Genomic DNA, 13,730 nt, shown 5'->3' on the forward strand with positions numbered 1-13,730 from the left:
TCTGGATCCAATCCGCAGTCTCTAATGTCCCCATTAGAGGCTTTAAATCATGTTCGTAACCTCGCTAGTGTCCACCAAAGGTGGCGTCGGAAAATCTACCAAAGCTGCCAATCTCGGTGGGTTCTGCGCCGATTCAGGCTTGAAGGTCCTACTCATAGATTTGGACCCTGTGCAGCCTTCTCTCTCTTCCTACTACCCAATAGCGCAGGAGGCCAGCGGCGGCATATTTGAGCTCATCGCGCAGAATCTTACGGATCCTGAACGGATCATCTCCAAGACCAGCATACCGAACCTCTCGTTGATCCTGTCGAACGACCCCAACAATCAGTTGATCAACCTACTGCTCCAGGCACCAGATGGTCGGCTGCGACTGGCTCACCTGCTCAAAGCATTTAAAAATCAATTCGACCTGATCTTGATAGATACCCAAGGCGCACGCAGCGTCATGTTGGAAATGGTGGTGTTAGCCTCAGATCTCGCTTTGTCGCCGGTTCCACCGAACATGCTGAGCGCACGCGAATTTAGCCGCGGGACGTTGCAGATGCTTGACGGCCTTCGCCCTTATTCCCGGCTAGGATTGCCTATCCCCCCCATCAAAGTTGTGGTGAACGGTCTCGACCAGACCGTGGATGCTCGCGAGATCCATGACGCAATACGAAGAACGTTCTCTGGTAACGCGGAGATCGAGGTTCTCAAGACCACGGTCCCTGCTTCAGTGATTTTCCGTCAAGGTTCCACAGCGGGAATGTCTGCGCACCGAATCGAGTACAAGCAGCCTAGTAACCGTCGAGCGCCTAGCGCCCTGAAGGTCATCCGTGATCTGGCTATCGAGATTTTTCCACAATGGACCGACCATTTCGAGGCGATGACTGAGTCCGCCGTAGAGGCCCTGGTAAAAGGGGGTCAATGAGATGGCAAAGACAAATCTCACGGAAGCTGCCGGCATTACTCCTCAGTTGATGCAGAAGCTCAACGAGCAGTACAACTCATCAGAACTGCGCGCCGCTCAGACCAAGCTTACGAACACGTCACGTGAGCTTCGCAATTTAAGCTCAGGCCATCAGATGGGCCGCGGCTTGGTTAGCCGACTGGGTGATTACTTGAGCGTAGAACAGCGTGAACTGCTCACTCAGGCCGCGCAGCTCCTTGAATCAGTCAACTCTCATGTCGAGCATGCCAAGGAAAAACGTGTCCGCGACGAGAAAGCGGCCAAACGTCGGCAGGACGCGCGGAACGCAAGAGCGAAACAACTGATTGCTGCTACATATCCCCTGCCCATTGAGAGCCTGGACCAGAAACTTGAGCTCCTCAAAACAGTGCTGTTATTCAACCGTATTGGCGTATACGACGGTTTCTACACCGCAGTCGAGCTCAATAGCAGAGTCAGACGCGATCTACTGACGCCGTTTAGCCAACTGATAGGTTGGACCAGCCTGGCAGCTTATCGAGTCAGTTGCCTGGACTCAGTTCGTCACCAGTTCGTTGAGGCACTGAGTAATAACATCTCTTACGACGATGGATCTGATGTCGAGGACCGGCTTGACATTCTGAAGTCAAAAGCCCGGGAAGAGCGGGCTAAAGCCGAGCTCACTGCTGATGAAAGTGAGACCCTCAGACTCTGGAAAGAGGCTCTGGCAGTTGAGGCAGTACCGGAGGTACGGCCATGAGCATTGACCGCCAACGGATAATCGACAAAGTCATCAAATGCTTCGCACTGGCACGTTCTGCGGGTGCCTCTCCTAATGAGGCTGAGACAGCCCTGCGGCAAGGCCGCAAGCTTATGGAGCAGTACCAACTCGAAGAGCTTGAGGTGGACGCCCACCTCGCACGTGAGGCGTCAGTATCTGCCGGCACAAAGCGAGCGCCAGCGAGTTGGCTGCACAGCCTGGCAGGGACGTGCGCGAGCGCTTTCGACTGCGATTGTTTTGCTTTCCCCTCACGCCCTGGAGACTGGCATTTCAAGTTCGTCGGGTTGGGTGTATCGCCCGATCTGGCGTGCTATGCCTATTCTGCGCTTCATCTGCAGCTTGTTACGGCGCGTCGTCAGCACGTTTCGCAGCTCAAACGCTGCAATCCAACCACCAAAAGACGACGTGGACGGATTTTTGCCGAAGCATGGATCAATGCGGTGGCCACCAACGTTTACAAATTCGCCGGTCGACAAAATGCTGAAGCTCAGCAAGCGATAAGCGCTTACCTCAGCCTGCACCACCCCACCGTAGTCGAAAAAGAGCTTGAGCCTACCTCTGTTAAGGGCCACGACCTGAAATCTCAACATCAGGGCTGGACGCAAGGTTCTAGAGCAGCGTTGCACAGAGGCGTCGATCAGCACTCCCAGTCCCCGGCAAGAATCGGGAGGGCTTGATGGACATTTCTCATATGTCACCTCCCCACTCCGTGGAAGCCGAACAAGCTGTGCTTGGCGGACTGATGCTTGATAACGAGTCCTGGGACCTGATCGCAGACCGTATCAAAGCCGATGACTTCTACCGGGCGGAGCACCGTCTGATATTCCAGAGCATTGCTGGGCTGGCTGAATCGAACAGGCCATTTGACGTGGTCACGGTGTCCGACTCCATTGCGGCAATAGATGCTGCTGGGGGCTTGGCTTACCTCAGTGAGCTCGCCAAAAACACGCCTTCTGTGGCCAATATCAAGGCTTATGCAGAAACAGTGAGTAACCGAGCTCATCTACGCCGGATTATTTCACATGGCTATGCATGTACCCGGGAGGCTTCAGATCCTCAAGCGAATGCGTCTGAGGTTCAAGACGTCATCGAGCAGCAGCTTTTTGCCTTGGGGCAAGGACGGCAGACTTCCGACTTTGTGGACGTCAACCAGATGCTTATGCAGGTGGTCGACAAGATCGATCTTCGCTTCAACGCTGGGGAGTCGGTGGTTGGGCTGCCTACAGGGCTTTCCGATCTTGATGAATTGACGGGCGGACTACAACCAGCCGATCTGATCATCATTGCGGCCAGGCCCTCCATGGGCAAAACCAGCCTGGCGCTCAACTTGGTAGACGCTGCGCTTCAAAAAGATACTCAGGCCACTGTTCAGGTCTACAGCCTCGAGATGCCGGCAGAGGCGATCATTTACAGGCTCATCTCGATCCTGGGGCACCTGAACCTGGAGAAGTTGATACGCGGGCAGTTGGAGGATGAGGACTGGCCGAAGCTCGCGATGGCAGTGCAAAAGATCAACTCGTATGGCGATCGCCTTGTAATTGATGATCAAGCTGACCTCACTCCCTCGGCAATCCGTGCGCGGGCTCGCAGAGGCGCACGGCGTTTCGGAAAGCCAGTACTGATATTGATCGATTATCTGCAAATGATGAAATGTCCAGGTAAAGAAAATCGGACCAATGAAATCAGTGAGATATCTCGGTCACTCAAGGCTTTGGCCAAAGAGTTCGACTGTCCTGTCGTGGCGCTCTCTCAGCTCAACAGAGAACTTGAGCGGCGTCCGAACAAGCGACCTATCAATGCAGACCTCCGTGAGTCGGGCGCGCTTGAGCAAGACGCTGACCTGATTCTGTTCGTCTATCGGGACGAGGTTTACAACCCCGATAGCGAGCAAAAAGGGGTCGCCGAACTCATCCTCAGCAAGCATCGAAACGGCGCGCTCGGCACCGTCCGAACGGCCTTCATCCCCCAACACACTCGTTTCGAAAACCTCTCGGCCGCCGCATGGCAAGGAGCTCGATCATGAGCGCGCGCAATAAACCCCTTTGCATAACTCATGAGTGCCGCACTTGCGGCCACCACCACCCGTTCACTGCGGTCATGCCAGAAGGAAAACGTGCGCCCGAGTGCCCTTCGTGCCACAGCGGTGAAGTCGTTGAACTGGAGCTGGTGCACCCACAGTGGAGCGTCGTTGCCTCCAGCAAGGCACCAGACAGCAAGGAGTACACCGTCGTGTTCCGCATGAGCCCAGGTACTTCCAGAAAAGCTTTCATGAAAAAACTTACTGACACCTTTGCCGACCACGAGGTTGAAATCCTCGAGATTCAGTCGGGTGACAAGCTCGGCGGATCGGGAGGCCAGTGACATGCAGCTCTATCACACCACTGAAGAAGATTTGCCGATCCAGTCGGACCGGGAAAAAGAGCGCCTCCGGAGCGATATCGAGAAGGCGATGGCTGATTACTTAAGTCGTGGAGGCGCTATCAACCAGGTTGAAGCGAGCCAGCGCTCGAATGACAGCTCGTTCGTTATCAATTCTGAAAAAACCGCACAGTTGAAGGCGGATACCACCACTCGTGTGCGGAAAAAAACAAACGATCTGACCGACACAGAGCTGGCGCGACTGCTGAAAGCCCACTGCACAGCAGGGGCATCACTGGCGTCCGCCGCTGCAACGATCAATCAAACGCGGAAGCGTTGTGAAGCCATAGCTCGTCGCTATCAGATCCCTTTCCGCTCTGCTGCTTTTACAAAAGCGAGGGCGCGGTCATGAGCAAAACATCTACCTCTCTTCGAGGCAGGAAAAAGTCCCTGCAGGACTTGGCTGACTTCGCCATCTCACAGGGATGGGCAGTGCATCGCACTCATGGTGGACATATCAAGTTCACCAAAGGTGGGTGTTCACCCATCTTCACTTCTTTCACACCCAGCGACCACAGGGCCGGCCTCAATGCTCGCGCTCAACTGCGCCGCGCACAAAACCCAAGCCAGATTGGAGATCGCCATGTTGAGTAACGAAGCCGTGAATATTCGTGAGGACGACAAAGACGAGAAGTTCGTCATCCGCCTACCTACTGGAATGAGGGGCCGGGTCCGTGGGGCTGCAAAAGCAAACCATCGCTCAATGAACTCAGAAATCATAAGCCGTATTGAAGCGACGCTTCGTCACGAGCAGGAGATTGCGAGGCTTACGGCTGTGATCGATGTGCTGCTCAAAGGCGGAACACCCACCAGCAACGTCATCCAACTTCCTGAGGCGGGTCAATAATCATGGCAAGCAAACTGAGTGCAGATGAAATCTCGGGCAAGTTGTTACAAGGCTCATTCAGTCGTTCTGGCCCCACGGTTGATCGCCTGCCAGACCCGATTGCAGATACTCCTATGGTTTTGACCCTGGATGAATTGTCGGCGTACGAGCATAACCCCCGCACGGTGACCAACGCCAAGTACCAGGAGATCAAGGACTCCATTCGGGTCCGGGGTCTGGATCAGCCACCCCAGGTGACGCGTCGTCCGGGTGAGAAGAACTTCATCATCCGCAATGGCGGCAATACACGGTTGTCGATTCTGCGAGAGCTGTACAGCGAAACCGGGGATGAGCGTTTTTACAGGATCAGCGTGCTGTTCCGGCCATGGGATGGCGAGCGTGGGGAAATCATTGCCCTCACTGGCCACCTGGCAGAGAACGATCTGCGCGGTAACCTGATGTTCATCGAGCGAGCCGTGGGCATTGAAAATGCTCGTGCGATCTATGAGCAAGAAACCGGTGCCCCCATATCACAACGGGAATTGGCCAAAAGGCTGAAAGCAGACGGTTACCCGGTATCGCAGTCCCATATCAGTCGCATGCAGGAGACGGTACGTTGTCTTCTGCCGGTGATCCCCGCAGCACTCTATTCCGGTCTGGGCAAACATCAGGTTGAACGTTTGCTGGCTCTTCGCAAAGCCGCCGCTCAGACGTGGCAGGCGCACACCGAGGGCAAAGCGAACGTCACCGACTTCGAGATGCTGTTCCAAGACGTGCTGTCAATGTTCGATGGCGATGCCAGCGAGTTCGTCTGTGAACGCGTTCAGGATGAACTGATCAGCCACATGAAGGACGGTACGGGACTTACGTACGAGCAGATTCTGCTTAATGTCAATGAAAACCAGACGATTGCACGTCGCTCATCGGTGATCGGGACACCACTGACATTCCCTTCAACAATGCAGCCACCCACTGGCGATGCCCCAGGTCCTCCTCCGGGGGAGTTAGAGCAAACAGCCCCGCCACCCGACTCGCCCCCCCAGTCAACCACCATACGCGGCACGGGGAAAAGCACTCTACAAGCACTGCCACGGGAACTCTCTGATGAAGAGCGTCTGGCGCGGCTGGAAGGGCATGTGGTTACACCTGTTTCAACGACTGAACGTGTGTTCGAGATGAAGCGTCAGGTGGCTGCGCTGGACGGAGAGGAACTGCCGGATTTCAAGGCCAACGCCTTAGTATCAATTCCCGTACAAGCAGGTGGTCTTCATCCGATATCGGATGTTTGGTACATCGAGCGAATCATCGACCAGCCCGATGAATTACGCCATGTCATTGCTCAGCTTGCGCGTGAAGTGGCGGTCATCTGCGGCTTGAAGCCCGACACTGTGGAAGAGGTGCCGGGAGGTCTGGGATTCCTGTGTCAGGAGCCTCCGGCGGACGTCGAGCTTACAGAGCTTGCCAACAACACATTGACCCTGCTCCAGGCCATCAGTGGGGTATATGCCATCGCCCTGACCAAACAGACACCAGAAACACCATTAGACGTGGCGGAATTTCAATTCACGGCAGCACTGGGCCAGTTGCTCCTGGGCAGCCCCAGGTATGAAGACCGGGATGCTGTGTTGGCTGGACGTCTTGACGATGCCTGCATCGTCAAGCTGTTCCGCCTCATTCGTTTGGGCCGCAGGCTGGTCGAGCTGGAAGTAATGGACGTGGATGGGGGCCAAGCCTCGTGAGGTTTTATCACGGCTTTCTGAGACAGGAGTTTGAGCATGTCAAAAAGACATAACCCACTTAATGAAGCCATGGTCGCACAGATCCTTCATCACCTGCGCAACGGTGAGGTAAAGCGCTGCATCGATATGGGCTTGGACCCAGAAATTCTGGTACTGCTCCAGCACCCCTCCTCTCAGAGCGTGCTGTTGAACTCTGCCGTCATCTGGTGCCAAGTGGCGATTGATCCCGATATGGTCAAGCGCCTGCTCTCCAATAAAGAGCGAACTGACGAAGAGAACCGTATTGTTCAACGCGCCCTTCGTCTGGGCGCAACTACACCGATGCTTCAGCAGTTCTTCGGCATGTCGCCGCAAGAAGTCTCACTCCAACGCGTTCTGGTCGGAGTGCCAGGCAAGCCAGGTCGCTTCCGAGACCTGCCCGATGACACACCTTTATGGCACCGATTCGTCCAGTTGATGGCGGATTTCAATGTTGATCACACCGACGGCGTCGCTTTGCTCGACATTGCAATGTTGTTGACAGAAGAAATCAACATCCCTCCGGAAGAACAGGATCGCCAATCCCCCGAACCTATCACGCTTGGCCTGGTGTGGAACAAAATCCAGCAATGGCTGGCTCAGGACCTTTACCCGACGGGAAAAAACCGTAAATCCGCAAGCCTTGCTCTTGTGAATGAAGCTCGACTGAAGTCCACAGCTAATGCGAAACGCAACGCTCCACAACGCAGCCTGGCAGGTAAAACCGCAGGCAAGGTAGAAGGCGACCGGATGTGACAAGAATGAACCGGCGCCCTACCCTGGGAGTCGCCATCAACGCCGCTGCCGGGGCATTGCAAAACCACTTGCTGCTCCAGCAGATGAGATTGGCGCAACAGCAGAACGCTGGCTCAAGTTCGGTGCACCCGGACACTGAGTCATTACGCGACGAGCATTACGACGGCATCGTCTTCAGTGGCAATCCCCACGAGACGGTGCCGCGCGGCCTGCTGCTCGATGATCGGCTGTCCCCGCTTGAACGCAATGCCTGGCAAGTCTTCAGACTGCTGATCAATGGTGATGGCGTCACTGCTTTCCCGAGCTACGAAAAACTACGCCCCTACCTCGGTTCGTCACCAGGTAAATCTGCCTCAAAAGAAACTGTAGCCAAGGCGTTGACCGTTCTTAGACTGACGCGCTGGCTCAGCCTAGGACAACGCGTGCGCGACTCGGCCAACGGTCGAGTGCAAGGCAACATCTACATTCTGCACGACGAGCCGGTGGGGTGTGCGGAGGCGATGGAAATCGACCGCAACTATATGCAACTCGTTGGCCACGCTCTTGAGCATGCCAACAAAGCCGTCAGAGTCGTCGCAGACCATGCGTTCAAAGAATTCGCAGCCGACCCAAATCAAGCGACAGGTGTTATGCCCTCGCGGCTGGAAGTCATTGAGGCTAGATGGCGGCAACAGGGCTGGCATGATGCTCCACCAGCTGTCGAACTCGGACAGGCTGACCCTGAGTTCGGATTCCGAACCAAGGGTTCAGACGAGTCAATTTCACTGAGTTCGGATTCCGAACTCAGTGAAAAAAGCACCGGAGTGAATTTGAAAACACCGGGTTCGGATTCCGAACTCAGTCTGAATTCGGCCTCTTTCGGCTCAGTTCGGATTCCGAACTCATATAGTACGTATACCAATACAAATACATCTGTATGTAAAAGCTCTGTACCGCGCGAGGGTCGAGAAAGTTCTCGGGACCTGCCCCCCGGGTTTGAGCGGTTCACACAGGATCAATGTGAAAAGGCGATGATCGCCTTGCAGCGTGTAGAACCCGAATTACGAAAACTCGTGCTCGATCAGTGGCGACATCGGTGCAAAAGCGGAACCGTGAAGAACCCGTTTGGCTACCTCCTGAGCTGTACGCAGAAAGCCCTGAGTGGAGAATTCAACGCGCAGTGGCAGGCTCCCTCAGCGCACACCCAGAATCTGGAGGTTCCCCCAGGTCACTCCCGATCACCGAACAACCAGGCTAACCCGCCAACACAGGATCCCCCTCCGACTGTCACAAGGACTTCGCCGCAGGATCGAGATGCGTCATCACTCGCGACCGGACGCCGCTCCATGCTCAGCATCAAGCAGATGGTTCGACCGAGGCCCCAGGGTTGAGCATGTCCAGTCATCGCGACCGCTTAGGCATCACTGCGGACGGCGAACTGGGTGTTGCCACTGGCAACACTCCGAAGACCTATCTGGGGGATTACCCGGGAATCTCTTCCAACACCGATCTGAGTGATGCCCCGGGCATCACTTCCAACACCGATCTGGGTGATGCCCCGGGCATCACTTCCAACACCGATCTGCGTGATGCCCCGGGCATCACTTCCAACACCGTTCTGCGTGATGCCCCGGGCATCACATTCAGCACCGATCTGCGTGATGCCCCGGGCATCACACAGATCGGTCAGGCAAAACCCAATAGACCAAGAAACGGTTTGTTACTGACCAGAGCCAGCACGCCCGGGCAGTCTTGCCTCTCTCCATCAATCTGCTCATATAAAGGAAGCGCTCAGCATGGCTGACAACTTTCAGCTCAACCTCGGCTCGTTGCGAAGCAGCGTCAATCTGACCCTGCACACCCACCACGCCTCGCGCCTATGGTTTGGTCGTCAACGTACCGAAGGCAAGCCAGGCATGATCGGCCTGAGCGGCTTTGCCAACATCCTCAATCGCATCAAACGTGGCTGCGAACAGGACGACCCTTACTCGGACTGGTTCCTGATCCTTATAGAAGAAAAGATCGACAGCTCCGAACAGGAAATGAAGGACATCGACAACAGGCTGGATGAAGTCATGGCTGCGCTGCCCGCCATGCTAGACATCGGCGAAAACCTGTCCGTGCAACCAGTGACACTCCCGCTGTATCTGTCGACGCCTTTGGCGTTCAAAGCTGTGTACCTGCTCACTGCCTATGACGAACTGGTGCGCCGCATCCTGCTGGCCAGCCACGTCGGCCTAATCGACAACAATGCAAAGGGCCAGTGGCTGGATGAAGGTGCTGCGATCCTGCGACGCCTCTTCGGCCTGAGTCAGCGATACAAATTTTCGGGCGCTAGCCGGGGAGACTTCGCTGCCAAGAATGCACGCGCCGAGCAAGCTCGCGAGATGTATGCACCGTTTGGCGAAATCCCCCAGGACATTCTCGAAGGCACACAGCGATCCAAGTTTGCTCCAGCTCTGGCCACCGCGTCCGCACTGACGCTCGATGACGACGATCATGAAGATAGCTTCGAAGAGGCTATAACGCTGGGCCTGCCGCACCAAGATACGCTTGGCACTGAGTCAGAAGAGTGAGTGATCTCAAGCAAAATCATCCTCAGCAGTCGACTGGAAGCCGTGGAATGCAACAGGGAGCCTTCCAGCCCCTGCAACAGGATGCCTTCACCGGCCTGCAACACGCGCCCTTCCTAAAAGGCCTTTTAAAACCTTTTAAAGGTAAGGGGGGGATGCTCCAGCTGACGGAGTTATGTCGGTCCCTTGAAGGCGATTTGAATGCGCTGGCTGAAGATCAAGTGCTGGCCCAGGCGAACAGGCATCCCTACACCCTTCTACCTGTTCGGATGGTTCGGCAACGCACAAGCGCTGGCACAGTTTTTCTTCGCTGGCAGGAGATGGGCACTCGGCAGATGGGAGTCAATGTTTGGTCCAATTTGCTGGCCGACCCAAGAACACCCGAATCACTGCTCCAGGATCTGCACTCCATGGAACAGCAGCGCGTTGCTTTGAATATGCAAATAAGTCTGGTCCATACCATCGGCCGGCAGGCCGCCGAGTGCGCCGAAAAGATGGCCCAGGCAGATGCCGTCTACTCAGGACGGCTGCAACAGATCTCACAATCCAGCGGCATAACACCGCACACGCAGAAGGAGTCCTAACATGGGCACATCAGTAGATTGGGAAGGTAACCTTGGCTCTGCTCCAGAATTTAAGGAGTTCCCCAACGGCAACAAAGATCCGCGCCGCTTGCTACGGCTGAACGTTTACTTTGACAATTCAATTCCGAAAGCCGATGGATCAGGCTTTGAGGACAGAGGCGGTTTCTGGGCCAACGTAGAGTATTGGCACCGCGATGCAGAGCACTATGCCAACGTTTACCAGAAAGGCATGCGGGTGCTGATTCAAGGCCGGGCGGTCATGGATACCTGGACCAAAGATGGGGAGGATTTTTCAGCGTTGAAAGTACAGGCGTCTCGCGTGGGTATTCTCCCAGCGCGGATCGAATCGGTAAACCTTGCGCAGTCCCAGCCTCAGCAATCGACCCGTGCGCAGCCTCAGGCGGCTCAACACAACGATGCACCGCCGGACTTCGACGACGATATTCCCGTGTAGGCAAAAAATCGCGCCCTCTGCGTGATGCTGCTGATGGAAACGAAACTGATCAGCGTCGTTCTTCATCGGCAGGCAGCCTCTTCTGAAACTGTTCCCATGATGGGTTGAAAAAATCGCCGGATACGTGAATCCATTGGTAAACGAATTACACACCTCGGCAATCCCAAGCCACTATGAATCTCTATCAGGTCGAAACTCATGAGTACGAGCAACTTTGTAACCTACGTGATCCGCATGCCGACGAATACCGTTTCAAGGGCCACCCTGACGGCCGAGCTGCAGGCGTCCGTTACCAGGAATGGAGGCGTAATCACCGGCACATCAATGGATGATGAAATGACGCTAAATGAGCTGCTGGAAGCACGCCTGGATGACATTGATGTCCAGGAAGCTCGGCAAGAGGCAGCGGGGCTGGCTGCTGAACAGCTGTCCCAGGCATGAAAAAAATCGCCTCATTCGGGAAGGCTCAGGGATTTTTAAGCTACAACACGGGAATCCCCAGTCGTGAGAGCGGGTACTACCTCGATGCACGAGACTACGGATCAGCGTCGCTTCAAAAACCCTCACCATGCGGTGATGCTCGCGGGGGCCGAAGCGGCGCGTAAGAGCATCCCACTCCACGAATGCCCCTACCGGCATCCAGCTATGCGCGCATCGTGGCTAAAGGGGTTTGCCCAGGAGCAACAACAAAGCTTCAATTTCTGACCCAGAGCGGTTAACCCACTCCCCCGCGTTTACGGTTACGCATGGCGAGCGCAAATTTGGTCTAGGACAGTGCTGCCTCAAGTCACTTTGAGCTCATTGATTCATGACCGCCGAGCCTATTTGCGAAACAACTTTCGTCCAAACTCTTCTCGATATTGCGAAATTTTCAGAACGTCAACGTGCTGTTGCTAACACTTGGGCTGATCATTTCGTCGTGCCGCCGGAGCTACGTGACGAGTTCATTCTCCACTACCTGAGTCACACCTCTTCAACTCGATGCTGGTGCGTGTCTCTCCATAACGATGACTCGGTTGCACGTCCAACTGTGGCGCGCCTGGGCAGGCAGCTTCAATACTTCGATGGCCAGCTGATTTCAGCGGTGCGATTTGATGAGAAGGGAAAAGTCCCAGGCCACGCACCCACGCCGAGCCGAGCTTTGAAGCTGGCTCATCAGTTGATTACTCATGATGGTGCGGACGCGATTCTGACGTCATTCTGCAAACACGCACGGGACCTGGCGCGATATGAATCAGAACTTAGTATAAGACCACTGGTGAAGTACGATTTATGGCCGCTTAGTTCAGAAGGCAGAAACAAACGTTTTTACGCCCCACGCGACCGCTTTTACATAACCTGTATCGGCGCGGCACTGAAGAGGTTTTCTCAGAGTCTCGACCAGGAGCTGCTGCATGCAGTGCGTTCTGTGCAGTGTCCATCCGCCAAACTTTACAACTGGCTCGCTCAAGGCGACCGCAAACGACGACTACAAGCCTTGAAAGCACAACCGGTATTGGTGCCGGTATTGATCGTTGGGGTTGGAATGCCTTGGCCCAAGATTGCAGGTGGACTGTTGGTGGAATGCCCATGGGGCGACCTTCAGGAGTTTTGCTGCTCATGGGAGGGGGAAACCGTCATGGACGGGGCCGGGTTCTTAGGACGAGCCGTAGACACAGGCTTGCCTTTAAACAGGGTCTTGGCATGGTTGTTCTCAGTCCCGACGTCCGCGATCCGATTCCTTGGCCAGCAGCGGGTCTACGACACCGGCAGCGCGCTCAGTCGTTTGAACTCCGAGGGCCTTGAGGCAGGCTGGGAGCATTTGATCGCGGGCTCTGTGCTAGGCAATCGTCGCCCGAGAACGAAAGCAGAATGGCGTTTTTTCTATGCGTTCAGATCAGGTATTCCATGGCAAATACTTCGACCCTTGCGTGACATGAACAATCTTTTGGCGGGCTGCCCTACTGACTGGGCGGATCCTGCTTGGTCAGATATAGCGGCCAAACTGGTTGATTTCAGAGAGCTGTTCGACAATCTCGACAGGGCTAATAGTGAAAAGGCGCGAAGCACCAAGCGGCGCCTGCACGAGTTTGTGGGGGGGTTGAACTTTCGCCAAATATCCAATGTGATCGATGCTTTCCACGGAGCACTCGTAGACATCAGAGCGAGGATGGAGCGGGATATCCCGCCTGAGCCATCTGACTGTTTCACAACGTGGCCGGGGCTGCTGCTGGGGAGTGATCCAATCACCTGCAGTGTGACCGGTTTGCAGATCGTCGAATTGCGCTGCCCAGCAGACCTAGACCAGGAGCATCGCTCTCTGGGTCATTGCATCGACACATACGACTACCGCGCATATTCGGGCGACTGCCGACTCCTATCAATCCGATCTGGTGGACTGCCGCAGGCATCGGTCGAGCTCATACTCAGAGCGGGCCGTAATGAGCGGGCGACGGGGGAATTGACACTTCAGCATCTGCATGTCGCTCAGATCAGAGGCTACAAAAACGCTACCCCGGAGGCTCATTCGGCGGTGATGAACGCCTTCGAGATATTCATGGTAGCAGTCAAAAGCGGTCGTATTCCGGTGCTCCTGCACTGGCCAAATATGGCGATGAAGATGGCGCGTTACGCTGACAATAATTCGATCTTCAACATCCGATTTGCTGAAGAAATCGTGGGCTGGGTTAACACCTTGCTGGACAGGGGGCTCTGA

18 protein-coding genes are annotated in these 13,730 nt (G+C 55.3%); all 18 read left to right on the forward strand.

What is annotated here, in order from left to right; all coding sequences use genetic code 11:
* Positions 1 to 49: 49 nt before the first annotated feature.
* The 18 genes from BLR16_RS25160 (at position 50) to BLR16_RS25245 (ending at position 13,730) form a co-directional block, all read left to right on the forward strand.
* Positions 50 to 910 carry a ParA family protein gene (locus BLR16_RS25160; RefSeq protein WP_092194506.1) on the forward strand — a complete coding sequence of 287 codons (861 nt, stop codon included), beginning with the start codon at positions 50 to 52 and terminating at the stop codon, positions 908 to 910.
* Between the two features lies 1 nt (position 911).
* Positions 912 to 1,667 (forward strand): hypothetical protein, encoded by a 756-nt coding sequence (locus BLR16_RS25165; RefSeq protein WP_092194507.1) that lies wholly within the window; start codon positions 912 to 914, stop codon positions 1,665 to 1,667.
* Complete coding sequence (locus BLR16_RS25170) at positions 1,664 to 2,365, forward strand: DUF2786 domain-containing protein (protein WP_092194508.1); 702 nt, start codon at positions 1,664 to 1,666, stop codon at positions 2,363 to 2,365. The genes BLR16_RS25165 and BLR16_RS25170 overlap by 4 nt, the downstream gene beginning before the upstream one ends.
* A complete protein-coding gene (gene dnaB, locus BLR16_RS25175) occupies positions 2,365 to 3,711 on the forward strand; it encodes a replicative DNA helicase (RefSeq protein WP_092194509.1) in 1,347 nt (448 codons plus the stop codon). The genes BLR16_RS25170 and dnaB overlap by 1 nt, the downstream gene beginning before the upstream one ends.
* Positions 3,708 to 4,049, forward strand: coding sequence for a hypothetical protein (locus BLR16_RS25180; RefSeq protein ID WP_092194510.1), 342 nt, complete (start codon positions 3,708 to 3,710; stop codon positions 4,047 to 4,049). Before dnaB ends, BLR16_RS25180 begins: the two co-directional genes overlap by 4 nt.
* 1 nt (position 4,050) lies before the next feature.
* Entirely contained in the window at positions 4,051 to 4,458 is a 408-nt protein-coding gene (locus tag BLR16_RS25185; protein WP_092194511.1) for a hypothetical protein, read from the forward strand.
* Positions 4,455 to 4,700 carry a hypothetical protein gene (locus tag BLR16_RS28995; protein WP_092194593.1) on the forward strand — a complete coding sequence of 82 codons (246 nt, stop codon included), beginning with the start codon at positions 4,455 to 4,457 and terminating at the stop codon, positions 4,698 to 4,700. Before BLR16_RS25185 ends, BLR16_RS28995 begins: the two co-directional genes overlap by 4 nt.
* Positions 4,636 to 4,953, forward strand: coding sequence for an Arc family DNA-binding protein (locus tag BLR16_RS25195; protein WP_010191958.1), 318 nt, complete (start codon positions 4,636 to 4,638; stop codon positions 4,951 to 4,953). The genes BLR16_RS28995 and BLR16_RS25195 overlap by 65 nt, the downstream gene beginning before the upstream one ends.
* 2 nt (positions 4,954 to 4,955) lie before the next feature.
* Entirely contained in the window at positions 4,956 to 6,671 is a 1,716-nt protein-coding gene (locus BLR16_RS25200) for a ParB family protein (protein WP_092194512.1), read from the forward strand.
* A 36-nt stretch (positions 6,672 to 6,707) separates the two neighbouring features.
* Positions 6,708 to 7,445 (forward strand): DUF2857 domain-containing protein, encoded by a 738-nt coding sequence (locus tag BLR16_RS25205; RefSeq protein WP_005782851.1) that lies wholly within the window; start codon positions 6,708 to 6,710, stop codon positions 7,443 to 7,445.
* A gap of 5 nt (positions 7,446 to 7,450) precedes the next feature.
* Positions 7,451 to 8,815 (forward strand): STY4528 family pathogenicity island replication protein, encoded by a 1,365-nt coding sequence (locus BLR16_RS25210; RefSeq protein ID WP_092194513.1) that lies wholly within the window; start codon positions 7,451 to 7,453, stop codon positions 8,813 to 8,815.
* A gap of 2 nt (positions 8,816 to 8,817) precedes the next feature.
* A complete protein-coding gene (locus BLR16_RS25215) occupies positions 8,818 to 9,228 on the forward strand; it encodes a hypothetical protein (RefSeq protein ID WP_092194515.1) in 411 nt (136 codons plus the stop codon).
* Entirely contained in the window at positions 9,221 to 10,000 is a 780-nt protein-coding gene (locus BLR16_RS25220; protein WP_074809552.1) for a PFL_4669 family integrating conjugative element protein, read from the forward strand. Before BLR16_RS25215 ends, BLR16_RS25220 begins: the two co-directional genes overlap by 8 nt.
* 47 nt (positions 10,001 to 10,047) lie before the next feature.
* Complete coding sequence (locus BLR16_RS25225; protein ID WP_092194517.1) at positions 10,048 to 10,581, forward strand: DUF3158 family protein; 534 nt, start codon at positions 10,048 to 10,050, stop codon at positions 10,579 to 10,581.
* 1 nt (position 10,582) lies between these two features.
* Positions 10,583 to 11,035, forward strand: coding sequence for a single-stranded DNA-binding protein (locus BLR16_RS25230; RefSeq protein WP_074809556.1), 453 nt, complete (start codon positions 10,583 to 10,585; stop codon positions 11,033 to 11,035).
* A 198-nt stretch (positions 11,036 to 11,233) separates the two neighbouring features.
* The gene (locus BLR16_RS25235; protein WP_054070042.1) at positions 11,234 to 11,476 is read left to right on the forward strand and encodes a hypothetical protein; all 243 of its coding nucleotides are present in this window, start codon (positions 11,234 to 11,236) and stop codon (positions 11,474 to 11,476) included.
* Positions 11,477 to 11,560: 84 nt separating this feature from the next.
* The gene (locus BLR16_RS25240) at positions 11,561 to 11,740 is read left to right on the forward strand and encodes a CrpP family ICE-associated protein (RefSeq protein WP_164989077.1); all 180 of its coding nucleotides are present in this window, start codon (positions 11,561 to 11,563) and stop codon (positions 11,738 to 11,740) included.
* Positions 11,741 to 11,843: 103 nt separating this feature from the next.
* Positions 11,844 to 13,730 carry a PcfJ domain-containing protein gene (locus BLR16_RS25245; protein ID WP_092194521.1) on the forward strand — a complete coding sequence of 629 codons (1,887 nt, stop codon included), beginning with the start codon at positions 11,844 to 11,846 and terminating at the stop codon, positions 13,728 to 13,730.

It is taken from the genome of Pseudomonas sp. BS3767 (assembly GCF_900099665.1).
In the GTDB taxonomy this organism is placed as follows: domain Bacteria; phylum Pseudomonadota; class Gammaproteobacteria; order Pseudomonadales; family Pseudomonadaceae; genus Aquipseudomonas; species Aquipseudomonas cerasi.